The organism is Flavobacterium hungaricum, from assembly GCF_015182285.1.
Classification (GTDB): Bacteria; Bacteroidota; Bacteroidia; order Flavobacteriales; family Flavobacteriaceae; genus Flavobacterium; species Flavobacterium hungaricum.
This window is the reverse complement of record NZ_PRDM01000002.1, coordinates 992,148-1,013,995: the sequence shown is the minus strand read 5'-3', so window position 1 is coordinate 1,013,995 and position 21,848 is coordinate 992,148. Positions and strand designations below refer to the sequence as shown.

Here is a 21,848-nt window from a genome sequence, read left to right as displayed (position 1 = left end):
TTATTTCTTTTTAGCAGCTGTTTTAGCCGGAGCTTTTTTAGCGGTTGTTGTTTTTTTAGCAGCAGTTGTCTTTTTGGCAGCCGTTTTCTTTGCTGGTGTTTTTGCCGCAATCATTTCCTGAACTTGAGCCAATGTTAACTTAGTTGCATCAACATCTTTGCTTAATTCAATTTTGATTTTACCTTTTAGGATTACAGAACGCCCCCAACGTGCTTTTTCCACAACAATTCCTTCTTCTTCCCAATTATGAAGTACTTTATCAATATTCTTCTGCAGTTTGTCTTCAATTAATTCTTCAACATCTGCTTGTGATAAGTTATCAAAATTGTATTTTTTGCTTACGTTTACAAAAAGTCCGTTCCATTTTATGAATGGTCCAAAACGTCCCACACCTTTTTGAACACCTTCACCTTTGTAAACTGCAATTGGAGCATCTGCCAATTCTTTTTCGTCAATAAGCTCCTGAGCTCTTTCTTTTGAAACCCCAAGCGGATCTTCTCCTCTTGGTAATGATATAAATACGCTTCCGTGACGAACATAAGGACCATAACGGCCATTATTTACTTCAACTTCTTCTCCTTTATAATCCCCTAAACTTTTAGGAAGCAGGAATAAATTCAAAGCTTCTTCAAGCGTAATGTTTCCTATATTTTGATCTGCCATTAAGCTGGCAAATTTTTTATCTTCATCATCCGCCTCTCCAATCTGTGCCATCGGTCCAAATTTTCCTAAACGAACAGAAACCTGTCTTCCGTCTGCATCTTTTCCAAGAATTCTTTCACCGCTTTCGCGTTCTGCATTAGCCTCAACCTCTTTCACATTTGGGTGAAACTGATCATAGAATTCCTGCATCATTTTTGCCCAATCGATATTTCCTTCGGCAATTTCATCAAAATCCTGCTCTACTTTTGCTGTAAAATTGTAATCCAGGATGTTGCCAAAATTTTTGACAAGAAAATCTGTAACAATTGTACCAATATCAGTCGGAACCAATTTTCCTTTATCAGAACCTGTATTTTCTTTAAGAAGCTTCTCTCCTACTTTACTGTTTTGCAAAGTAAGCTGTGTATAATTTCTCTCCTGACCTTCTAATGTTCCTTTTTCAACATAATTTCTATTGATAATTGTCGAAATAGTTGGTGCATAAGTAGACGGACGACCAATTCCCAGCTCTTCTAACTTCTTAACCAAAGAAGCCTCTGTATAACGAGCCGGAGGTCTTGAATATCGTTCTGTAGCTGTAATATAATTATTAGCCAGTTTTTCGTTTACTTTTAATGCAGGCAGCATTCCTTCTTGCTCCTCTTCGTCATCATCATGACCTTCTAAGTACACTTTCAAGAAACCTTCAAAAAGTAAAACTTCTCCAGAAGCTGTAAAAATTTCGCTATGATTATCTGCTTCAATCTTTACGTTTGTTCTTTCCAACTGAGCGTCGCTCATCTGCGAAGCCAGAGTTCTTTTCCAGATCAAATCGTATAAACGAGCCTGATCACGATCGATATTTACAGTATGACGAGACATATCTGTAGGACGAATTGCTTCGTGAGCCTCTTGTGCTCCTTTATTTTTATTAGCAAAAACTCTCGGTTTAGAAAATTCTTTTCCATAAGATTTAATGATTTCTGCCTCTGCAGCATTCATCGCCTCACTAGAAAGGTTTACCGAATCCGTTCTCATATAAGTAATAAGTCCGGCTTCGTACAAACGCTGTGCAAGCTGCATTGTGATTCCAACCGGCAAATACAATTTTCTAGCAGCTTCTTGTTGCAGCGTCGAAGTTGTAAAAGGTGCTGTCGGAGATTTTTTGGTAGGTTTAGTTTCTAAATCAGCTACCTTATATTTAGAACCGATATTTTGATTTAAAAAATCTTCGGCTTCTTTTTTCGTATTAAAGTTTTTTGGAAGTTTTGCTTTGAAAGCTTTTCCAGCTTCGTTTACAAATTCTGCAACAATTGAATAGGTTGCAACAGCATTAAAGTTTTGAATTTCGCGTTCTCTCTCTACAATTAAACGAACCGATACAGATTGTACACGACCTGCAGATAATCCGCCTTTAATTTTTCTCCATAAAACAGGAGACAATTCATAACCTACTAAACGGTCTAAAACCCTTCTTGCCTGCTGCGCATTTACTAAATTGTAATCAATTTCTCTCGGATTGTCAATTGCTTTTAGAATTGCAGTTTTTGTAATCTCATGAAAAACAATTCGTTTGGTCTTTTTTGTATCTAGTTTTAATTCTTCCGCCAAGTGCCATGAAATAGCTTCTCCCTCGCGGTCCTCATCGCTTGCTAACCAAACCGTTTCGGCATTCTTAGATAGTGTTTTCAATTTACTAACCAAAGCTTTTTTGTCTGGAGAAACTTCATATTTAGGTTTAAAACCATTCTCTACATCTACTCCTATTTCCTTTGATGGTAAATCGGCTATGTGACCATAACTCGACTCGACCTGAAAGTCACTTCCGAGAAATTTCTCGATCGTTTTCGCCTTTGCAGGTGACTCCACTATTACTAAATTCTTTGCCATTGCTCTATTTTTCTGCAACAAAAGTATCTATTTTTTTTAAATATTAACCTTACTCATGCATTTTTGAAGTATTTTGATATTATGAAACTTAAAATTGCAGATTTATCTGTAATATTCTGTATTATATATATAGGTATAACTTTTACCTATGAATGACCTTTTATAATTCAGCTTTTTATGGTTCGAATTTAGATCCTAAATCGATAATGATCTAGAATTACGATTATCAAACTTAAAACCTAAATTATTCTAAGAAGCTATTTCCAGCTTTTCACTACAAGTCCTCATAAAAAAAGCAAAGTTTCTAATGCTTTAAAAAGAGCTTCTCCCGAAGCCTCGGGAGTCGCTTTTTTAAAACAAGAAACTTTTGCATTTTTTACTCCGGGCTTTTCGCTGCAATCTGGGCTAGAGATTTTAGATTTTAGATTTTAGATTTTAGATTTTAGATTTTAGATTTTAGATTTTAGATTTTAGATTTTAGATTTTAGATTTTAGATTTTAGATTTTAGATTTTAGATTTTAGATTTTAGATTTTAAAAAAGCTGCGCTTTTTTAAAATGAATTGCGGTCAATCTGCGATCTGAAATTTAAAATCTAAAATTTCCTTTCTGCCATCTTGTCATATTAAACACATTTGCGCTATCTTTGCACTTTGAATTTTTATAATGGAAAAGATTATTGAGGAAAGCAAACAAGGCGAAAGTCTTGTTTTGGAAAATAAACCTGAGAATACTAAAAAGTTATTCATAGAAAGTTACGGCTGTGCGATGAATTTTTCGGACAGTGAAGTCGTAGCTTCCATATTGTCTGACGGAGGATATAATACTACTTCGGTTCTAGAAGAAGCCGATTTGGTTCTCGTAAATACGTGCTCTATTCGAGACAAAGCAGAACAGACTATTCGTAAACGTCTTGAGAAATACAACGCTGTAAAACGCACGAATCCGAAAATGAAAGTAGGCGTTTTGGGCTGTATGGCCGAACGTCTGAAAAGCCAGTTTTTGGAGGAAGAAAAAATCGTTGATCTTGTAGTAGGTCCAGATGCCTATAAGGATCTTCCAAATCTATTAGCAGAAGTTGAAGAAGGCCGTGATGCTATCAATGTTATTTTATCGAAAGAGGAAACTTACGGAGATATTTCACCGGTTCGTTTAATGAGTAACGGAATCACAGCTTTGGTTTCGATCACTCGTGGATGTGATAATATGTGTACCTTTTGCGTCGTACCGTTTACACGCGGACGCGAACGCAGTCGTGAACCTCAAAGTATTATGGCTGAAATTCAAGATTTATGGAACAAAGGCTTTAAAGAAATTACGCTTCTTGGTCAAAACGTTGACAGTTATCTTTGGTACGGCGGCGGTTTGAAAAAAGATTTTGTAAATGCTTCTGAAATGCAAAAGGCAACTGCAGTAGATTTTGATCAATTGCTGGAAATGGTTGCTGTTGGGTTTCCTAAAATGCGTATTAGATTCTCAACTTCAAATCCGCAGGACATGCACGAAAGCATTTTGCATGTTATCGCGAAATATCCAAATATCTGCAAACACATTCACTTGCCAGTTCAGTCTGGAAGCAATCGAATCTTAAAAGAAATGAATCGTCTGCACACTCGCGAGGAATATATGGCTTTGATTGATAAGATTAGAGCTATTGTTCCAGATGCTTCAATTTCACAAGATATGATTGCCGGTTTCCCAACCGAAAGTGAACAAGATCACCAGGATACAATGAGTTTAATGGAATATGTAAAATACAATTTCGGTTATATGTATTCGTATTCTGAACGCCCTGGAACTTTGGCTGGAAGAAAAATGAAAGATGATGTTGAGGAAGAAACCAAAGCCAGAAGATTACAAGAAATTGTAGACTTACAACAAAAACACGCCTGGTTTAGAAGTGAGGAATTTGTCGGAAAAACGGTTGAAGTTCTGGTAGAAAAAGTTTCTAAAAAATCGAAAGATGAATTTTCTGGAAGAAACTCTCAAAGTATTACGGTTGTGTTCCCGAAAGAGGATTATAAAATTGGAGATTTCGTAAACGTAAAAATCACAAGCTGTACTTCTGGAACATTAAAAGGTGAAGCTGTTGGATTGAGTAGCATGAATTAGTTTTTTTGTTTCAGGTTTCAAGTTTCAGGTTTCAGGTTATTTCCGTAAATTGAATTTTATATTGATTGATTTAGAGTTATTAAAAGCCAAATAAAGATTAAGAATGGACAAAGAGATTATTATTGAATATAAACCTAATTTAGATACATTAGTTAAAGTTTCCAAATACCTACTTTTTCGGATGACTTTTGTAAAATGGATTATGTTTATTTTCTTTTTTGTAGTTATACAAAATGCAATTTTATCAACCACACAGTCTGAAACTAATTTAGAGTGGAATTTCCTAGACCTTATACCTTTCGTAATAGTTATTATAGTTTGGTTAGCCGTTTATTTTCTAACGATTTCCAGTATTAAAAAAAACATTCTTAAAAACAAAAAAAACTTAGAACTCCAAAAAATAATTTTCAATAAGGACTCCTTCACACAAGAAGGCGAAAGTTTTAAAATGGTAAATCTTTGGAAAGAATCTTATCAAATCAAAGAAACAGATAAATGGTTTTTACTTTATCTAAATAAAACCTCTGCCTTACCCATTATTAAAGAAGATTTAAAAGACAATCAATACAATGAATTAAAACAGCTTTTTAATTCATTAGATATAAAAAAAAGTTTAAAAAAATAAGGTTTAAGTCTAGCAAAGAACTTGAAACTTGAAACCAATAAAACTTGAAACAAAAAAAATGGAAACAGTTCAAGCAATAAAACAACGATTTGAGATTATTGGGAATGACCCAAAATTAAATCGCGCCATTGAAAAAGCCATTCAGGTTGCTCCAACTGATATTTCGGTTATGGTAACTGGGGAAAGTGGTGTTGGTAAAGAAAATATTCCTAGAATTATACATTCGCTTTCACACAGAAAACATGGAAAATATATTGCTGTAAACTGTGGCGCGATTCCAGAAGGAACTATTGACAGTGAGCTTTTTGGACATGAAAAAGGCGCTTTTACAGGTGCAACAAGCACCCGCGAAGGCTATTTTGAAGTAGCTGACGGCGGTACAATATTTTTGGATGAGGTGGGCGAACTTCCCTTGACGACACAAGTAAGATTACTGCGTGTTTTAGAAAACGGCGAATTCATAAAAGTGGGTTCTTCTCAGGTTCAAAAAACAAATGTGCGTATTGTTGCTGCAACCAATGTAAATTTGTTTAATGCAATTGAAAAAGGAAAATTTCGTGAAGACTTGTACTATCGTTTGAGTACTGTCGAAATCACGCTGCCGCCTTTACGAGAAAGAAACGACGATATTCATTTATTGTTTAGAAAATTTGTTGCCGATTTTGCCCACAAATACAAAATGCCTCCTTTAAGACTAGATGAAGATGCGGTACAACTTTTACAAAAGTTTAGATGGAGCGGTAATATTCGCCAACTTCGAAATGTTGCCGAACAGATTTCTGTTTTAGAAACCAATCGCGATATTACTCTGGCAACTTTAAAATCGTATCTGCCGGCTGAAGGAAGCAATCTGCCTTCTGTGATCAGCGAAAGCAAAAAAGAAAGCGACTTTAGCACCGAAAGAGACATTCTGTACAAAGTGCTTTTTGATATGAAAAGCGACCTGAATGACTTAAAAAAACTGACTTTGGAACTGATGAAAAACGGAACCTCGAAAGTGCAGGACATTAATCCGAATTTAATTCAGAAAATATACGGAAATCAAGGAAACGACAGCGAAATTGATTTTGAAGAAGAACCAAGAACTGCTGTTATGACTACTCCTTCTGTTCGTGAAGAAAGTTATCAAATTCCCGAAGACAATTATCTTTTTGCAGAAACAATCGAAGAAGAAGAAATTCTGCGTCTGGAACAAAAAGAAATTGAAATGATCAAAAAATCATTAGAAAAAAACAAAGGAAAACGAAAAGCCGCTGCAGACGAATTAGGAATTTCTGAAAGAACTTTATACCGCAAAATCAAACAATTCGATTTATAAAAATAAATAAATTCCAAATTTGAAATCATTATATTTGGCGAAATTTGGAATTTAGAATTTCAAAATATTGGAATTTGACTAAAAAAATATGAAAAAAATATATTCTCTTTTTGCATTATTAAGCCTGTTTATGTTAAGCAGCTGCAACGTTTATAACTTTACAGGAGCAAAGCCAATTGATGCCAAAACCTTTCAGGTGAACTTTTTTCACAACAATGCAGAATTAATTGAACCTGGGATTGATAGAGATTTTACATTGGCATTACAGGATTTGATTATGAATCAAACCAATTTAAATCTAGTAAGCAATGGTGGTGATTTGGTTTACGAAGGAGAAATCATAGATTACAGAACCACTCCAATGACAGCAACTGCCGTAACGTCAACCGGCGAAGCGGGCGCGGCACAAAACCGTCTGACGATTCGTGTTGCCGTAAGATTTACGAATAAAAAGAAAGAAGCAGATGACTTTGAAAAAACTTTTGAATTTTATTATGACTTTCAAGGGAACCAGCTTCCTACAGGATCTATCTTAAACGATGCCATTAAAACCATTTTTGAAAGAATTACACAAGATATCTTTAATGAGTCTCTGGCAAAATGGTAGCCGCTTTTCAAAATTAAACTTATACCTTATATATAATAAATAAAACAAGACGATAAACTGTAAAAAATGAACGTTACCGATTATACTTACTTAATGAACAAACCTGATGCAATTACAGAAAAGCAGGCAGATGCATTAAGCAGTGTTTTGAATGAATTTCCGTATTTTCAGAGTGCGCGGGCACTGCGCTTAAAAGGGCTTTACAATCAGAACAGCTTTAAGTATAATTATGCTTTAAAAGTAACGGCGGCGCATACTGCTGATCGTTCTGTCTTATTTGATTTTATTACATCGGAGGCTTTTACCTCCATTCAAAATGATTTTTTTGAACAAAAACTAAGAGATCTTCTGGAAATCAAAGTTTTTGACAGTGAAATCATCTCACCAGAACAAATTCAAAAAGCAATTGCAGTAAAAGTAGATCCTGTTGAACAATCTATTTTGAATTCAATAAAAGGAGCTGCACCTAAAACTTTTGAGGAACCGGTTAAAACATTAGAAACTGCAAGTGAAAATGTTTTAAAAGCAACTCCAGAAACTCCAGCTGTTTCTTTTCAAGAACCAATCAAAACAGAAGAATCAGCACACATTCCTGTAGTTAATGAAACTGCTGCGACTATTCACGAAGTTTCATCAGTAAATTCAGAAGAACCGATAAAAACAGAAGAACTTAAGAATCTTCCAGAAATTGATCCTTCTATTTTATTAGCTATTAAACAAGCCCAATCGGTTACTTACGAAAAAACAGTAAAAACAGAAGAACCCAAAGAACTTCCTGTAATCGACGAATCTATTTTTACAACTTTAAAAGAGGCATATTCGGTTACTTACGAAAAACCAACTACCGAAAAAGAATTGACTATCGAGGCAGCAGATTCAGCTGTAAAAGAAGAAGAACCGAAGACAGACCCAGTAGAACGTTCTATCTTAAATTCTATTAAAGCAGCAGAAAATACTGTTACCTTCGAAAAAACTGAAGAACCAAAAATTGACCCTGTAATTGAGCGATCAATTTTAAGTTCTATTAAAGAAGCAGCTCCTGCAACAGAAGAACCAATAAAAAGTGATGAATTTAAAACAGATTCTTTTGTCGAAGAAACGGTTATAAATAATATTGAAGAAGAAGACGATTCGGTTATAGAGGAAATGATCATTCCAGAATTTCGAATCAATCCTCTCGAAAGATCTATTTTATCTTCTATAAAGGAATCGGAAACTCCAAAACCAACTGAAATTCCTGTTAGCGAAGTAACTCAAGAAGAAATTGAGAACGAAGCTCCAAAAGAGACTGCGATCGAAATTGAAGATCAAACCGAACAGTTAGTTGAACAAAAGATTGAGAAAACAGAAGAATCTAACAAAGCTCTAATTGCCGAAGATCATCTGGAGATTGGAAAACCATTAGATTTTTCTTTTAATGAAAAACATTCGTTTCAAGAATGGCTTCAATTATCTAAAACAGAACCAATTGATCGTTCTAAAGATGATTTAGGCGAATCTGAATCAATCAACAATGAGATTGATAATAAAAATACAGCTCCTTTAAAGGTTGATGAAAGACAGAAAAAAGCAGAAATAATTGACAAGTTTATTGAAAGCAACCCCAAAATTTCGCCGATTAAATCTGGAAATATCACACAAGCAGTCCAAATTGACAACAATAATGAGGACAATTCATACTTAATGACCGAGACTCTGGCCAGAGTATATCTGGAACAAAAGAAATATACAAAGGCAATTCAGGCTTATGAAATATTAATTTTGAAATATCCAGAAAAAATTACTTTCTTTGCAGACCGCATATCGGATATAAAGATTTTACAACAAAATAACAATAACAATAATTAGTAATGAGCACATTTTCAATTTTTTTAGTTTTAATCACAATAGTTTGTTTTCTATTGATCGTAGTTATCATGGTACAAAACCCTAAAGGAGGCGGATTGTCTTCTACTATCAGCGGTACGCAGATGTTGGGCGGAGTTCAAAAAACTACTGACTTTTTAGACAAAAGTACTTGGACTTTGGCAACTGTTTTAATTGTATTAATTTTACTTTCTAGCTTAAGCTTCACAGGATCATTAAGCGACACTGAATCTAAAATCATTGACAAAACTGAAGCTCCTGTAAATGCACCTGCAGCTCCTGTACAAGGAACTCCTGCTCCTGCAGCTCCAGCTAAATAATTATATAGCTTAACATAAAAACAAGTGCCAGCCTGTCAAAGCTGGCATTTTTTTTAAGAAATAATGTCAGTTTTTTGAGCATGGCACAATTTCTGAAAGTTCTTTTGAGCATAAAAAATTGTATAACTTAATTAATAATATAAAATCATGGCTTTAAACATTAAACCGCTTTCAGACCGCGTACTTATTGAGCCTGTTGCAGCTGAAACTAAAACTGCTTCGGGAATCTTTATTCCAGATACTGCTAAAGAAAAACCACAAAAAGGAACTGTTGTTGCTGTAGGAAATGGCTCTAAAGATCATACTATGACTGTAAAAGTTGGTGATACAGTGCTTTACGGAAAATATGCTGGTACAGAATTAAAACTTGAAGGTACTGATTACCTAATTATGCGTGAAGATGATATTCTTGCGATAATTTAATTAGAATTAAGTCATAAGTATTAAGAATCAAGTACTGCGGTAACTTGAAACAAATCAAACTTTAAACAAATAATTAAAAAAATGGCAAAAGATATAAAATTTGATATTGAAGCACGTGACGGATTAAAACGTGGTGTTGATGCATTAGCAAATGCTGTAAAAGTAACTCTTGGACCAAAAGGTCGTAATGTAATTATTGGAAAATCATTTGGCGGACCAACAGTTACTAAAGATGGTGTTTCTGTTGCAAAAGAAATCGAATTAAAAGACCCATTAGAAAATATGGGCGCACAAATGGTAAAAGAAGTTGCTTCTAAAACCAATGATCTAGCGGGTGACGGAACTACAACTGCTACAGTTTTAGCTCAGGCTATCGTAAAAGAAGGTCTTAAAAACGTTGCTGCAGGTGCAAACCCAATGGATTTAAAACGTGGTATTGATAAAGCTGTTGAAGCTATCGTTGCCGACTTAGCAAAACAAGCTAAAGTGGTTGGAAGCGATTCTGATAAAATCAAACAAATTGCTTCTATATCTGCAAATAATGATGAGGTTATTGGTGAATTAATCGCTACTGCCTTCGCAAAAGTGGGTAAAGAAGGTGTTATTACTGTTGAAGAAGCTAAAGGAACGGATACTTTCGTTGACGTTGTTGAAGGAATGCAGTTTGACAGAGGATACCTTTCTCCTTACTTCGTAACAAACCCTGAGAAAATGGAAGTTGAATTAGACTCTCCATACATCTTATTATACGACAAAAAAGTTTCTTCTTTAAAAGAATTATTACCTGTTTTAGAGCCAGTTGCTCAATCAGGTAAACCATTATTAATCATTGCTGAAGATGTTGACGGAGAAGCTCTTTCTACATTGGTAGTAAACAAATTAAGAGGTGCTCTTAAAATTGCTGCTGTAAAAGCTCCAGGTTTTGGAGACAGAAGAAAAGCAATGTTAGAAGATATCGCAATCTTAACTGGTGGAACTGTAATTTCTGAAGAAAGAGGATATACTCTTGAAAATACAACTATCGAAATGTTAGGAAATGCAAAAAGAGTTTCTATCGATAAAGACAATACCACTATCGTAAGCGGTGCTGGTGAAGCTGATATCATCAAAAACAGAGTAAACCAAATTAAAGGTCAGATGGAAACTACAACATCTGATTATGATAAAGAAAAATTGCAAGAGCGTTTGGCTAAATTAGCTGGTGGTGTTGCTGTTCTTTATGTTGGTGCTGCTTCTGAAGTTGAAATGAAAGAGAAAAAAGACAGAGTTGATGATGCATTACACGCAACTCGTGCTGCTGTAGAAGAAGGAATTGTTGCCGGAGGTGGTGTTGCTTTATTAAGAGCAAAAGCTGCATTGGCAGAACTTAAAGCTGATAACGCTGACGAAGCAACTGGAATCCAGATTGTATCTCGCGCAGTTGAATCTCCATTAAGAACAATTGTGGAAAATGCAGGTCTTGAAGGTTCTGTAGTTGTTGCTAAAGTTTCTGAAGGTTCAGGCGACTTTGGATACAATGCAAAAACTGACGAATATGTAGACATGCTTACTGCTGGAATTATCGATCCTAAAAAAGTAACTCGTGTAGCTCTTGAAAACGCTGCATCTGTTTCTGGAATGATCTTAACTACAGAATGTGCATTAATTGATATTAAGGAAGAAAATGCCGGAGGCGGAATGCCAATGGGAGGCGGAATGCCAGGAATGATGTAATTCATTCTCTTCTTAAACTTAAAACGCCAGATTCTTATCTGGCGTTTTTTTTTAGCCACGAATTCACGAATTATTTTTCTATAATCTTTGTGCATATTTTTATTCCCCATATATTACACACATTAAATGAATCATAATCTGCAGGAACCATTGTAATCTTTGGCGTATTTTTTTCACACAAAGCATTCGTATAATTAATGATAACTATTTTTAAATACAACGATTTGAATAAACAATTCGTGAATTAGCTGCTATTTTTTTATTTAACATTCTCTTTTTCTTTAAAAAATCTCTTATATCTATCTTTGCTCCTCTATTTAAAATTGCAAAATGAGAAAATTCACTACTCCCCTTTTATTTTTCACATTCTTACTTCTTACCGCTCTTTCACATTCCCAAACCAATAAAGATGCTTATGTCGTTTTAGTCTCCATGGATGGATTTCGCTGGGATTATGGCAAACAATTCGATCTTCCGAATTTAAAGCAGATTGAAAAAGAAGGTGTTCATGCTAAATCTATGAAACCTTCGTATCCAACCAAAACTTTTCCAAATCATTATTCTATAGTTACAGGGCTTTATCCAGATCATCACGGAATCATTAATAATGTTTTTTATGATGCCTCTCTAAATCAATCTTTTTCATTATCGAGCGACGCAAAAAATGATTCTCGCTTTTATGGCGGAAATCCGATTTGGAATCTGGCAGAACAACAAGGCGTAAAAACGGCCTCTTTCTTTTGGCCGGGTTCTGATATTGACAAACGAAATCCGAGTTATTTTAAAAAATACGATAATAAAATTCCGTACGGCGCCCGAATAGATACAGTATTAAAATGGCTGCAGCTTCCAGAAAAACAAAGACCGCATTTGGTTACTTTGTATTTTGACGAACCTGATCATACGGGGCATAATTTTGGTCCGCTTTCACCGGAAAACAAAAAAATGGTCATCAAAATGGATTCCATTATGGGCGAAATTTCCCGAAAATTAGAGCAATTGCCAATTGGAAAACAAATCAATTTAATCATCGTTTCAGATCACGGAATGGCCGATATCAGCAATGATAAAAAGGTTGCAGTTCTAGATTATCTAAAACCAGAATGGCTTAATTACAAAGATGTTGTTAACCCAATTATGAGTTTGCAGGCAAAACCAGTTTATCAGGACTCTATTGCAAATACTTTGAAAAAAGTACCGCATATTAAGTTTTGGAAATCTAATGAAGTTCCTGAAAGATTACATTACGGAACAAATCCGCGCGTGCATGATTTTGTTGTTGAAGCGGAAAAAGGATGGAGCTTAGTGAGTAAAGAAAGTACACACATAAAAGGCGGCACTCATGGGTATGATAATAATGAAAAAGATATGCATGCCATTTTTTATGCAAAAGGCCCTGCTTTTAAAGTAAATAAAACCGTAAAGACGTTTCAAAATGTCTCGGTTTATCCTTTAATCGCTCACATTTTAGGATTGCAGATCGGTGAAATTGATGGAAAATTGAGTGATGTCGATTCGATACTTCGTTAATTAAATAATGTGTCAATTAGATAATGTGTCAATTAGATAATTAGATAATTGCTATAAGAATATTAAAAATGTCAATTGCCTCCAGCTTTAGCTGGAGGTTATAGAAGTCAAACATAAAAGGCTTTAGCCGAACTCTATAGTTCGGCTAAAGCCTTTTAAATAGCATTTATTCCCCTCCAGCTAAAGCTGGAGGCAATTGATCTAAATATTTGTGTTAGACGCACTGCTGTGCGTCTCTACAGTTAGACGCACTGCTGTAGGTCTATACAGATATTCATTGCGCAAAATCATTATCTAATTATCAAATTGACAAATTCACCAATTAAAAATTAGTCGAAACAGAAACTGATTTCCAGCCCTCCAATTCATTTTGAACACTTGCAATTTTTTGATTGGCCATATTATAAGCATCTTCACCTAAAAACAAATGCAAAGGCGGATTCTCATCCTGACTCACTTTAATTAAAGCTTCAGCTAATTTTACAGGGTCTCCAGGCTGATTCTCGCTAATATTATCTTTATGGGCACTTTCAGATGCTCTGACTTCTTTATAATCTGCAATTGGATTTTGAGGCAGTAATAAAGAGCTGTCTTTTAAGAAATCGGTTCTAAAATAACCCGGATAAACAATGGTTGCATGAACTCCGAATGATTTTACTTCAGCCGCTAAAGATTCTGTTAAACCTGCAACTGCAAATTTTGTAGAACAGTAAATTCCCCATCCTGGAAATTCTCCATAATAACCTCCAACAGAAGAAATATTAAAAATATGTCCTGATTGATTAGCACGAAGAATCGGCATTGTATTTCTGATTACATTCAATAATCCAAATACATTTACTTCATAGTTCTTTCTGGATTCTGCATCAGTTAATTCTTCTAAAGCTCCTAGTAAGCCATAACCTGCATTGTTTACCAAAACATCAATTGTTTTAAAATGATTTATGGCTTTATCAATTGCGTTTTTCACGCTGGATTCATTTACCAAATCCATTTCAAGAGGAAGAAAATTTTCTGATATGTTTCCTAATTCTTTTATTAAAGAAGCTTCACTTCTTGAAGTTGCAGCCACTTTAAATCCTTCTGCTAATAATTTTTTAGCCAATTCTAATCCTAATCCTTTTGAGGCTCCAGTAATGAACCAAACTTTGTTATTTCCCATGATTTTAATTTTTTACGTTATAATTACAGGACAAAGGTATTGCCGAAGTGGTTCTTAAATATTGAAGGAATCAAAGCATAAGCTGCAAAAATCAAACAATTTCAGCTAAACGATAGTTTTTAGGCGAAACTTGAACATTTTTCTTGAAGAAATTGATAAAATGAGACAATTCTTCGAACCCTAAACACCAGGCAATTTCGTTAATATTCCAATTGGTTTGTTTTAAAAGAATCATGGCTTCCTGAACAATTCTTTCAGAAATAATTTGCGAAGTTGTCTTTCCTGTGGTTTCTTTTAAAGCTTTATTCAAATGATTAACGTGCACATTTAACTGCTGTGCGAATTCGGAAGGAGATCGAAAGTTAATCTGTTGTGAAATAGATTCTATCGGAAACTGGCGTTCCAGCAATTCTAAAAACAAAGAAGAAATTCGGATGGTAGCATTCGATTTACTGTATAATGAAGCAGTTACCGTTTGTGTTTTTAAAGCCTGATGAATAATTTCGAAAACCAAATTTCGAAGCACATCATATTTGAAGGCGTAATCCGAATTGATTTCTTCCAGCATTTTTAAATACACCGTTTTTAAAGATTCTGCCAATTCTTTCGAAACGGGAACAACCGGATTTCCTCCCGGCTGGAATAAAGGATATTCTTTTAAATTACCAAACTGGCTAAAAAACGCATCCGTAAAAATGCAGAAAAAACCGGTTTGATTTTCATCGATATGTTCCCAACTATATGGGATTTGCGGATTGGCAAAGAACAAAGCCTGATCTTCTATTGAAACAACTTTATCAGCATAATGCACTTTGTTCCTGCCAATGATCAAACTTATTTTATAAAAGTCTTTTCGAGTATAAGGTAATGGACTGCAAGTACTTCCAATATACTCATCCAATTTAAAAACATTAAAATGTCCGATTTCTTTTTTAAGATTCTCGGGCATCCCTTTAATTTTAATCGTATAAAAATCTTCGAGTGTTTCTGTCAGTTTCATTTTGCAAAGTTACAAAAATCAATCTTTCTTAATTAGAAAATTTGATAATTAGATAATGCGACGAATATCACTCCGAACGAAGCCGAAGAACACTCCAATTGGTACGCGGGGCTTCGACTCCGCTCAGCATGACAAACTAAATTATAGAATTGCAAATTTGCAACAAACCCGATAGGTTTTAAAAAAACTGTCGGGTTTATCGTTTAGAAATTAATTGAAACGTGACGTGAATATCTAATATAGATGCAGTGCAGTGCCTTTCTACGGAAAATTAGGATGCAATTTGATAATTCCCAATTGTAAAATTATCTAATTATCAAATTGGCACATTCTCAAATTAAGACACTACTTTATAATCAGGATCTTCAATCACATTCACTTTAATCACTGCATCCGCATTTTTAAGTAATTGTCTGCAGTCTGGGCTTAAATGCTCTAATTCGACAACTTTATGCAGTTGATTGTATTTTTTAGTCAGGTTATTCAAAGCTTCAATAGCAGACATATCAGAAACACGGCTTTCTTTAAAGTCAATAATGATATGATTAGGATCGTTCTGAATATCAAATTTTTCAGCGAAAGCGGCTACAGAGCCAAAAAATAACGGACCGTAGATCTCGTAATGTTTAACGCCATTTTCGTCAATAAAGTTACGCGCACGAATGCGTTTGGCACTTTCCCAAGCAAAAACCAATGCCGATATAATTACACCAATTAAAACCGCCAAAGCCAGATTATGCAATACAATAGTAACCAGAGCCACCAAAACTCCGACAAAAATATCATGTCTTGGCATTTTGGTAATAATCCTGAAACTTGCCCATTCAAAAGTAGTAATCGCAACCATCATCATCACACCAACTAAAGCTGCCATTGGCAATTTTCCTATTATTGGCGCTCCAAAAAGTACAATTAATAGAATGGTCAAAGAAGCAATAATTCCAGAGAGTCTTGCTCGCGAACCCGCGCCAAGATTAACCAGCGTCTGAGCAATCATCGGACAGCCTCCCATTCCGAAGAAAAACCCATTTAATATATTTGATCCGCCTTGAGCGATACATTCCCGATTACTATTACCGCGGGTTCCTGTAATCTCATCGACTAGATTCAGCGTAAGCAAACCTTCTGTCAAACCAACAGCTGCAACGATTACCGAATACGGAAATATAACTTTTAAAGTCTCCAGAGAAATCGGAATATTCGGAATATGAAACGGAGGAAAACCACCTTGTACAGAAGCAATATCTTCTACGGTTTTAGTTTGGATATTAAAAATCAACACGATAGCGAAAACAACCATAATAGCCACTAGAGAAGCCGGAACTGCTTTTGTAATTTTAGGAAACAGCAGCACAATCGCAACAGTCAAAATCACCAGACCTAACATAATATAAAGCGGTGTTCCTTGAAGCCAAGAAGTCTGTCCGTTCAGCATTGTTTTAAATTGTTCGAGCTGCGACATAAAAATCACAACAGCCAAACCGTTTACAAAACCATACATAACGGGCTGCGGTACTAACCTAATAAATTTTCCGAGTTTAAAAAGTCCAACAAAGATTTGAACAATACCGCCAAGGGCAACGGCTGCAAAAACATATTCAATTCCGTGTGATTTCATCAGGGCAATCAAAACAATAACCGTTGCTCCTGCCCCGCCCGAAATCATTCCGGGTCTGCCTCCAAAAATGGCTGTTATCAACCCCGCTATAAAAGCTGCATACAAGCCTGCAAGAGGTGGAAAACCAGCCAAAATAGCAAAAGACAATGATTCTGGAATCATCGTCATCGCGACAGTTAAGCCTGCTAAAATTTCGTTTTTGTAATTGACCTTCTGAGTAAAGTCAAATAATTGAAGTGTTTTTTTCATACCGCGTAAAATTAGAAAATAATGCGCAGAAACCTTTCTTCAATAAAAACTAAAAAACTATTGTTTTATAACTGCTCCAAAAGCAATAGAACACAAGTAATAATAAAATTTATCATAATTGTTTAATCTAATTTTACACAAATATACCCGAGACAATTTACATAATCGATAATGTTTCTCCATTGCAGATCAACACCCTCAACACGCAGAATTTTGTCGCAGTCTTCTAAATCAAAATTTACTTTGTACATCGGGAACTGTCTTTTGATAACAGCAATAATATAATTTGTATCAGTTTCCTTTTGGACATTTGTTTTAAAAACTTCAACCATGATTACTTTTATTTATTAGACTAAATTTTAAATTATAAACATTTTTTAAATGCACTGTAATTCGGAATTTAAAATAACCATGAGCATCTTTTGTGACTGCAAAAAACAATTAGACGCACATACCCTGCATTTTGTTACACACAAACTGTAACTTTTTAACAACAGTTTTAAATTCTAAAACAAAAATATATTGCAGTAACATAATTATATAGTCTTTTTATACCAACGGCGTAAGTTTTATACCAACGCCATTCGCATAATTTTAGACTGCAAAACGCTGTAGATTATATAATTGGTTTATTTTTGCCATTATGACAATTCTCAAAATTTATCAGAACTTTTTTCTCAGAAATCTATTTATCAATACCTTAGTTTATGTCATCATAATTGCATGCGTTTATGACGAAGTAAAATTGGGCGGCCACAATTGGACTTATCTGCTCAGCATGGTTGCCATTGGTTATTTTCCGTGTATTGTCTGGGTTACCAGTTTTAATGTTTTGATTATCAAACAAACTTTATTTCGAAAAAAAGTCAAATTGTTCTTTTTACTCTTTTTGATGTATTGGACAACTTTTTATTTTTTTATGAATTGGTTTTTTCCTCTCGTAGGACTCGGAGAATTAAAAACCCTGCAGATCTTATCACTAATCATAAATGGTATTTTCTTCTTTTTTGTGCATACGGTCATCTCAAAAAAAATTTCACAGACCGATAAAGATATTATGAATTTCAAATCAGAACTTTCTTTTTTGAAACAACAGCTCAATCCGCATTTTTTGTTGAATGCTATGAATAATCTGTACGGAGAATCATTGTCTGAGCCAGACAAACTTCCCGACAGAATCCTGAATCTTTCCGATCTTTTACGTTATCAGATTGAAGCCACCAAAAAAGATTTTGTTTTTGTTTCAGAAGAAATCAGTTTTATAAAAAAATATATCGAATATTATACGTTTAGAAACGAAAGACTTGAAGTCACTCAAAATTTTGAAATTGACTTTGAAAATCTGGAAATTCCGCCCCTGCTTTTTTTCCCGTTAGTAGAAAATTCCGTTAAGTTCTCTGCCGAAATGCCGGAACCTTTTATTAAAGCCGATTTAAAAATAAAATGCCGTAACCTGACTTTTACTTTAAAAAACAATTATCTCGAATCGGGTTCAAGACTTTCGAGTACGGGAATCGGAATTGAAAACCTAAAAAGACGTTTAGAAGTTTATCGTCTTCGTCATGAGTTGACCTGCAAAAAAGAAAAAGGTATTTTTACTGTAAAATTAAGCATATGGCACTTACCTACCGCTGTCTCATAATCGATGACGAATCGCCGGCGCACAAAGCGCTGATTTCGCACATCTCAAAATTTGACGATCTGGAACATTCCGGCAGTGCTTACAGCGGTATTGAAGCGCTGAAAATGCTCAACGAAAACAAATACGATATTATATTTCTTGATATTAACATGCCTGTAATCTCGGGCGTAGAATTGATGGAATCGCAGCCCAATCGTCCGCTTACGATTGTGACAACAGCCTACTCTGATTTTGCGCTTTCGGCTTACCAAAACGATGCAATTGATTATTTGATGAAACCTATTTCGTTCGAAAAATTCTCTAAAGCCATCGAAAAAGCCAAAACCTACCATTCTGGCAACAACATTAAAAAAGAAACCAACAACAGCGAAAAAGTGCTTTCGTACCGCTCTAACGGACAAACGATTGACATATTACTCAGTGATATCCTATATATCGAAAGTCTGGGCAACTACATGAAATTGTACAGCTGTAAACTCAAATCACCGACTATTATTTACGGTTCGCTCTCGAGCATTAGCAGCGAAATTGATTGTACTAATTTTATTCAGGTTCATCGCTCTTATATCGTAAACACCCGCGAAATCATCTCTGTTACTTTTAAATCTTTAACGATGTCAAATAATGAAGTTATTCCTGTGGGAAGGAAATATCAGATTTTGTTAGACAACTTAGCCATTAGATAATTAGGAAATTTGTCAATTAGATAATTATTGAAAAGCTCAACTTTAAAGTTGGGCTTTTTTTGTAGTAAAAAACCGTATTTATAAAAAAAGCTCCGTAAATGGAGCTTTAATTTTTATTACAATAAATAAAAACCTAAATAGCTTTTACCATTGTCACATTATCGCAGGCTTTTTGAATTTGCTTGTCTGTGAATTGAGATAAAACTTTAACCAAATCTCTGCTGGTTTTGAGACAACTTAGCATTTTCTGCCTTAGAACGAGATCGTTTCCAAATTCTGTATCGAGCAGCAACTCGAACATTTCTTGCAGATAAACTGGCTGTTTTTTAAAATCGCCTTCAAAGCTTAAGTTTGAGACGAAAATGGCTACCGACCGCATTACATCGCGGTGTGATGTTTTTTGATTTTCTCTTTTCATGTCCTGAAAAATTAAAGATTAAATATTCTTTTATCCTTCGGTATTTTGTCAGTTCCAAACGTACAAAATTAATACACAACAAAAAATAAAAACAAGTATATTTTCCTACAATATTTTTTTAACCGCCACTCTATATCCGATACGATAGCGCGGATTTGCAATCCGTGCCCGCACCGAGTGGAAAGTTTAATTACGCTTAAAACTTGATTCTCTTTGCGGGCACGGATTGCAAATCCGCGCTGTCTTTGTAAAATAAGACATTTTTCTAAAATATTTTTTTTAAACGCCACTCTATATCCGATATGATAGCGCGGATTTGCAATCCGTACCCGCAACGAATGGAAAGTTTAATTACGTTGAAAACTTGATTCTCTTTACGGGCACGGATTGCAAATCCGTGCTGTCTTTGTAAATAAGACATTTTTCTAAAAATATTTTTTTAACCGCCACTTTATATCCGATACTATAGCGCGGATTTGCAATCCGTGCCCGCACCAAATGGAAAATTTAATTACGTTTAAAACTTGATTCTCTTTACGGGCACGGATTGCAAATCCGCGCTGTCTTTGTAAATAAGACATTTTTCTAAAAATATTTTTTTTAACCGCCACTCTATATCCGATATGATAGCGCGGATTTGCAATCCGTGCCCGCACCGAATGGAAAATTTAATTACGTTGAAAACTTGATTCTCTTTATGGGCACGGATTGCAAAATCCGCACTGTCTTTGTTCTAAAGTTTCTTTCTTAAATACTCAATCGCTCCAGTAGACCACAACGCGAGAAAAATCAAAACAGGTTGAAAAAACAAACGTATCAATCGGGCTTGGTCGGTGTCGAGTCCAAAGGCAGGAGTTTTGTTGAGGTATTGGGCAATGTTACCAGGGAAAATCAATACATAAAATACGGCAAGCGCAATGCCCACATAAACTTTATAGCGCGTAAGAAACAGCATACTGAGTCCTAAAGTTATTTCGACAATTCCGGAGAGAATGACAACCAAATCTTTATCCAACGGCACCCAATTAGGAACCTGCGCCTGAAAATCGGCTCTCTGAAAAGTAAAATGGCCAAAGGCCGCCATAATCATAAAAAGTCCTAATAGAATTCTAAAAAAGTTTTGCGTTTTGGTAGTTTGTATATTTTCCATCTTTAAAATAATTTGCTTGTGTAAAAATTTTCAATCAAATTTAAAACATTAAAAACTAAACTTCATTCTATTGTAAGCTGCAAATCGCTGCGAAATATCCATGCAGCAATCAAACTCTCCATCTTCTATTTTTTAAATTGTATTTTCGTTTGAAACTCTATAAATTAGAACGCGGATAAAACAGATTTGCTTTCGCAAAAACACAGATTTACACAGATTTTATAATCAAAAAAAGATCCGTAAAAATCCGCGCCAAAATATAGTTCTTTAATTACATCTAAAACCTCAAAATATATTTTATTAAATGAAAAAAATCCTTTTACTGTTTCTTTTATTGGCTCAAAACACATTTGCGCAAGATGAAGCTGCAAACACAAAATGCATCAGAAAAAATAGTATTTCAGAAAAAGAACGAGCAAGTTATTTTCCTTTTGCTGAGGCTTCGCAGGTTAAGATTATTTCGTTTAGAGATAAAGGAGATTTGAATGAAATGCCAGGACAACAATTGATACGTCATTTATTGTCTCTTAAAATGGGAAAAGATCTTTTTAATGAAGCATTGTATGACGAAACAGCCGTTTTAACTTCAGAACAAATCAATCAATTATCAGATATTATCTTTAACTTTTCTTATACAAAACTACCGATCGAAGACTATGATGTTTATTGTTATAATCCGCGAAACGCTATTTTCTTTCTTGATGCAGAAAATCATATTATCGCGTATATAGAGCTCTGTTTTGGCTGTAACAAATACAGATCCAGCGATAAGCGATTGAGTCTCGGCGATTATTGCACAGAGAAATACGACATGATTAAAGCCATTTTTGAAAAGAGCCATATTGTATATGGGATTTCTACTATTAAGTAAGTTTTCG

The 21,848-nt window shown here is 34.8% G+C and carries 19 protein-coding genes and 1 pseudogene; 13 read left to right on the top strand and 7 right to left on the bottom strand.

Translation table 11 applies throughout. The features are described from left to right. Positions 1 to 2,532, bottom strand: a complete 2,532-nt coding sequence (topA, locus tag C4F50_RS12180) for a type I DNA topoisomerase (protein ID WP_194138927.1) — start codon at positions 2,530 to 2,532, stop codon at positions 1 to 3. Positions 2,533 to 3,197: 665 nt separating this feature from the next. On the opposite strand from topA, the gene miaB reads away from it, so the two are divergent. The 10 genes and pseudogenes from miaB (at position 3,198) to C4F50_RS12135 (ending at position 13,045) form a co-directional block, all read left to right on the top strand. Beyond that, the gene (gene miaB, locus C4F50_RS12175) at positions 3,198 to 4,643 is read left to right on the top strand and encodes a tRNA (N6-isopentenyl adenosine(37)-C2)-methylthiotransferase MiaB (RefSeq protein ID WP_194138926.1); all 1,446 of its coding nucleotides are present in this window, start codon (positions 3,198 to 3,200) and stop codon (positions 4,641 to 4,643) included. Between the two features lie 103 nt (positions 4,644 to 4,746). After that, positions 4,747 to 5,268 (top strand): YcxB family protein, encoded by a 522-nt coding sequence (locus C4F50_RS12170; RefSeq protein ID WP_194138925.1) that lies wholly within the window; start codon positions 4,747 to 4,749, stop codon positions 5,266 to 5,268. A gap of 58 nt (positions 5,269 to 5,326) precedes the next feature. Then, on the top strand, positions 5,327 to 6,586 hold the full coding sequence (locus C4F50_RS12165; protein WP_194138924.1) for a sigma-54 interaction domain-containing protein: 1,260 nt from the start codon (positions 5,327 to 5,329) through the stop codon (positions 6,584 to 6,586). An 88-nt stretch (positions 6,587 to 6,674) separates the two neighbouring features. After that, positions 6,675 to 7,193: an LptE family protein gene (locus tag C4F50_RS12160; protein WP_194138923.1), complete on the top strand. Its 519-nt coding sequence runs from the start codon at positions 6,675 to 6,677 to the stop codon at positions 7,191 to 7,193. A 66-nt stretch (positions 7,194 to 7,259) separates the two neighbouring features. Then, positions 7,260 to 7,436: pseudogene (locus C4F50_RS25945) on the top strand (DUF8458 domain-containing protein); the annotation flags it as partial. 618 nt (positions 7,437 to 8,054) lie between these two features. Further along, a complete protein-coding gene (locus tag C4F50_RS25890) occupies positions 8,055 to 9,041 on the top strand; it encodes a tetratricopeptide repeat protein (RefSeq protein ID WP_431357477.1) in 987 nt (328 codons plus the stop codon). Between the two features lie 2 nt (positions 9,042 to 9,043). Next, the gene (secG, locus tag C4F50_RS12150; protein WP_194138921.1) at positions 9,044 to 9,379 is read left to right on the top strand and encodes a preprotein translocase subunit SecG; all 336 of its coding nucleotides are present in this window, start codon (positions 9,044 to 9,046) and stop codon (positions 9,377 to 9,379) included. Between the two features lie 147 nt (positions 9,380 to 9,526). Beyond that, positions 9,527 to 9,802 (top strand): co-chaperone GroES, encoded by a 276-nt coding sequence (locus tag C4F50_RS12145; RefSeq protein ID WP_012023920.1) that lies wholly within the window; start codon positions 9,527 to 9,529, stop codon positions 9,800 to 9,802. 81 nt (positions 9,803 to 9,883) lie between these two features. After that, the gene (groL, locus tag C4F50_RS12140) at positions 9,884 to 11,515 is read left to right on the top strand and encodes a chaperonin GroEL (RefSeq protein ID WP_071636498.1); all 1,632 of its coding nucleotides are present in this window, start codon (positions 9,884 to 9,886) and stop codon (positions 11,513 to 11,515) included. A 330-nt stretch (positions 11,516 to 11,845) separates the two neighbouring features. Further along, a complete protein-coding gene (locus tag C4F50_RS12135) occupies positions 11,846 to 13,045 on the top strand; it encodes an alkaline phosphatase family protein (protein ID WP_194138920.1) in 1,200 nt (399 codons plus the stop codon). 322 nt (positions 13,046 to 13,367) lie between these two features. Here C4F50_RS12135 and C4F50_RS12130 read toward each other — a convergent pair whose 3' ends face one another. The 4 genes from C4F50_RS12130 to C4F50_RS12115 form a co-directional block, all read right to left on the bottom strand. Beyond that, positions 13,368 to 14,207: an oxidoreductase gene (locus tag C4F50_RS12130; protein WP_194138919.1), complete on the bottom strand. Its 840-nt coding sequence runs from the start codon at positions 14,205 to 14,207 to the stop codon at positions 13,368 to 13,370. A 91-nt stretch (positions 14,208 to 14,298) separates the two neighbouring features. Beyond that, entirely contained in the window at positions 14,299 to 15,207 is a 909-nt protein-coding gene (locus C4F50_RS12125; RefSeq protein ID WP_194138918.1) for a helix-turn-helix domain-containing protein, read from the bottom strand. Between the two features lie 337 nt (positions 15,208 to 15,544). Continuing rightward, complete coding sequence (locus tag C4F50_RS12120) at positions 15,545 to 17,074, bottom strand: SulP family inorganic anion transporter (RefSeq protein WP_194138917.1); 1,530 nt, start codon at positions 17,072 to 17,074, stop codon at positions 15,545 to 15,547. A gap of 122 nt (positions 17,075 to 17,196) precedes the next feature. Continuing rightward, on the bottom strand, positions 17,197 to 17,406 hold the full coding sequence (locus tag C4F50_RS12115) for a hypothetical protein (RefSeq protein ID WP_228012007.1): 210 nt from the start codon (positions 17,404 to 17,406) through the stop codon (positions 17,197 to 17,199). Between the two features lie 311 nt (positions 17,407 to 17,717). Between C4F50_RS12115 and C4F50_RS12110 the strand changes: the two genes are divergently transcribed. Together C4F50_RS12110 and C4F50_RS12105 are read left to right on the top strand one after the other, a co-directional pair. Then, positions 17,718 to 18,716 (top strand): sensor histidine kinase, encoded by a 999-nt coding sequence (locus C4F50_RS12110; RefSeq protein WP_194138916.1) that lies wholly within the window; start codon positions 17,718 to 17,720, stop codon positions 18,714 to 18,716. Beyond that, entirely contained in the window at positions 18,689 to 19,402 is a 714-nt protein-coding gene (locus tag C4F50_RS12105; protein WP_194138915.1) for a LytR/AlgR family response regulator transcription factor, read from the top strand. Before C4F50_RS12110 ends, C4F50_RS12105 begins: the two co-directional genes overlap by 28 nt. Before the next feature lie 133 nt (positions 19,403 to 19,535). Here the strand turns inward: C4F50_RS12105 and C4F50_RS12100 are convergent, their stop codons facing one another. Then, on the bottom strand, positions 19,536 to 19,820 hold the full coding sequence (locus C4F50_RS12100; RefSeq protein WP_194138914.1) for a hypothetical protein: 285 nt from the start codon (positions 19,818 to 19,820) through the stop codon (positions 19,536 to 19,538). Between the two features lie 733 nt (positions 19,821 to 20,553). Beyond that, on the bottom strand, positions 20,554 to 20,970 hold the full coding sequence (locus tag C4F50_RS12095; protein ID WP_194138913.1) for a DoxX family protein: 417 nt from the start codon (positions 20,968 to 20,970) through the stop codon (positions 20,554 to 20,556). A 304-nt stretch (positions 20,971 to 21,274) separates the two neighbouring features. On the opposite strand from C4F50_RS12095, the gene C4F50_RS12090 reads away from it, so the two are divergent. Then, on the top strand, positions 21,275 to 21,841 hold the full coding sequence (locus C4F50_RS12090; RefSeq protein WP_194138912.1) for a hypothetical protein: 567 nt from the start codon (positions 21,275 to 21,277) through the stop codon (positions 21,839 to 21,841). The last annotated feature ends 7 nt before the right edge of the window (positions 21,842 to 21,848 follow it).

Bases quoted from the DNA above. Each gene is read 5' to 3' on its own strand.
- secG (WP_194138921.1), top strand. From the start codon at position 9,044: ATGAGCACATTTTCAATTTTTTTAGTTTTAATCACAATAGTTTGTTTT.
- groL (WP_071636498.1), top strand. From the start codon at position 9,884: ATGGCAAAAGATATAAAATTTGATATTGAAGCACGTGACGGATTAAAA.
- C4F50_RS12160 (WP_194138923.1), top strand. From the start codon at position 6,675: ATGAAAAAAATATATTCTCTTTTTGCATTATTAAGCCTGTTTATGTTA.
- C4F50_RS12115 (WP_228012007.1), bottom strand. From the start codon at position 17,406: ATGGTTGAAGTTTTTAAAACAAATGTCCAAAAGGAAACTGATACAAAT.
- miaB (WP_194138926.1), top strand. From the start codon at position 3,198: ATGGAAAAGATTATTGAGGAAAGCAAACAAGGCGAAAGTCTTGTTTTG.
- C4F50_RS12095 (WP_194138913.1), bottom strand. From the start codon at position 20,970: ATGGAAAATATACAAACTACCAAAACGCAAAACTTTTTTAGAATTCTA.
- C4F50_RS12125 (WP_194138918.1), bottom strand. From the start codon at position 15,207: ATGAAACTGACAGAAACACTCGAAGATTTTTATACGATTAAAATTAAA.
- C4F50_RS12135 (WP_194138920.1), top strand. From the start codon at position 11,846: ATGAGAAAATTCACTACTCCCCTTTTATTTTTCACATTCTTACTTCTT.
- C4F50_RS12105 (WP_194138915.1), top strand. From the start codon at position 18,689: ATGGCACTTACCTACCGCTGTCTCATAATCGATGACGAATCGCCGGCG.
- C4F50_RS12090 (WP_194138912.1), top strand. From the start codon at position 21,275: ATGAAAAAAATCCTTTTACTGTTTCTTTTATTGGCTCAAAACACATTT.
- C4F50_RS12110 (WP_194138916.1), top strand. From the start codon at position 17,718: ATGACAATTCTCAAAATTTATCAGAACTTTTTTCTCAGAAATCTATTT.
- C4F50_RS12130 (WP_194138919.1), bottom strand. From the start codon at position 14,207: ATGGGAAATAACAAAGTTTGGTTCATTACTGGAGCCTCAAAAGGATTA.
- topA (WP_194138927.1), bottom strand. From the start codon at position 2,532: ATGGCAAAGAATTTAGTAATAGTGGAGTCACCTGCAAAGGCGAAAACG.
- C4F50_RS12165 (WP_194138924.1), top strand. From the start codon at position 5,327: ATGGAAACAGTTCAAGCAATAAAACAACGATTTGAGATTATTGGGAAT.
- C4F50_RS12100 (WP_194138914.1), bottom strand. From the start codon at position 19,820: ATGAAAAGAGAAAATCAAAAAACATCACACCGCGATGTAATGCGGTCG.
- C4F50_RS12170 (WP_194138925.1), top strand. From the start codon at position 4,747: ATGGACAAAGAGATTATTATTGAATATAAACCTAATTTAGATACATTA.
- C4F50_RS12145 (WP_012023920.1), top strand. From the start codon at position 9,527: ATGGCTTTAAACATTAAACCGCTTTCAGACCGCGTACTTATTGAGCCT.
- C4F50_RS12120 (WP_194138917.1), bottom strand. From the start codon at position 17,074: ATGAAAAAAACACTTCAATTATTTGACTTTACTCAGAAGGTCAATTAC.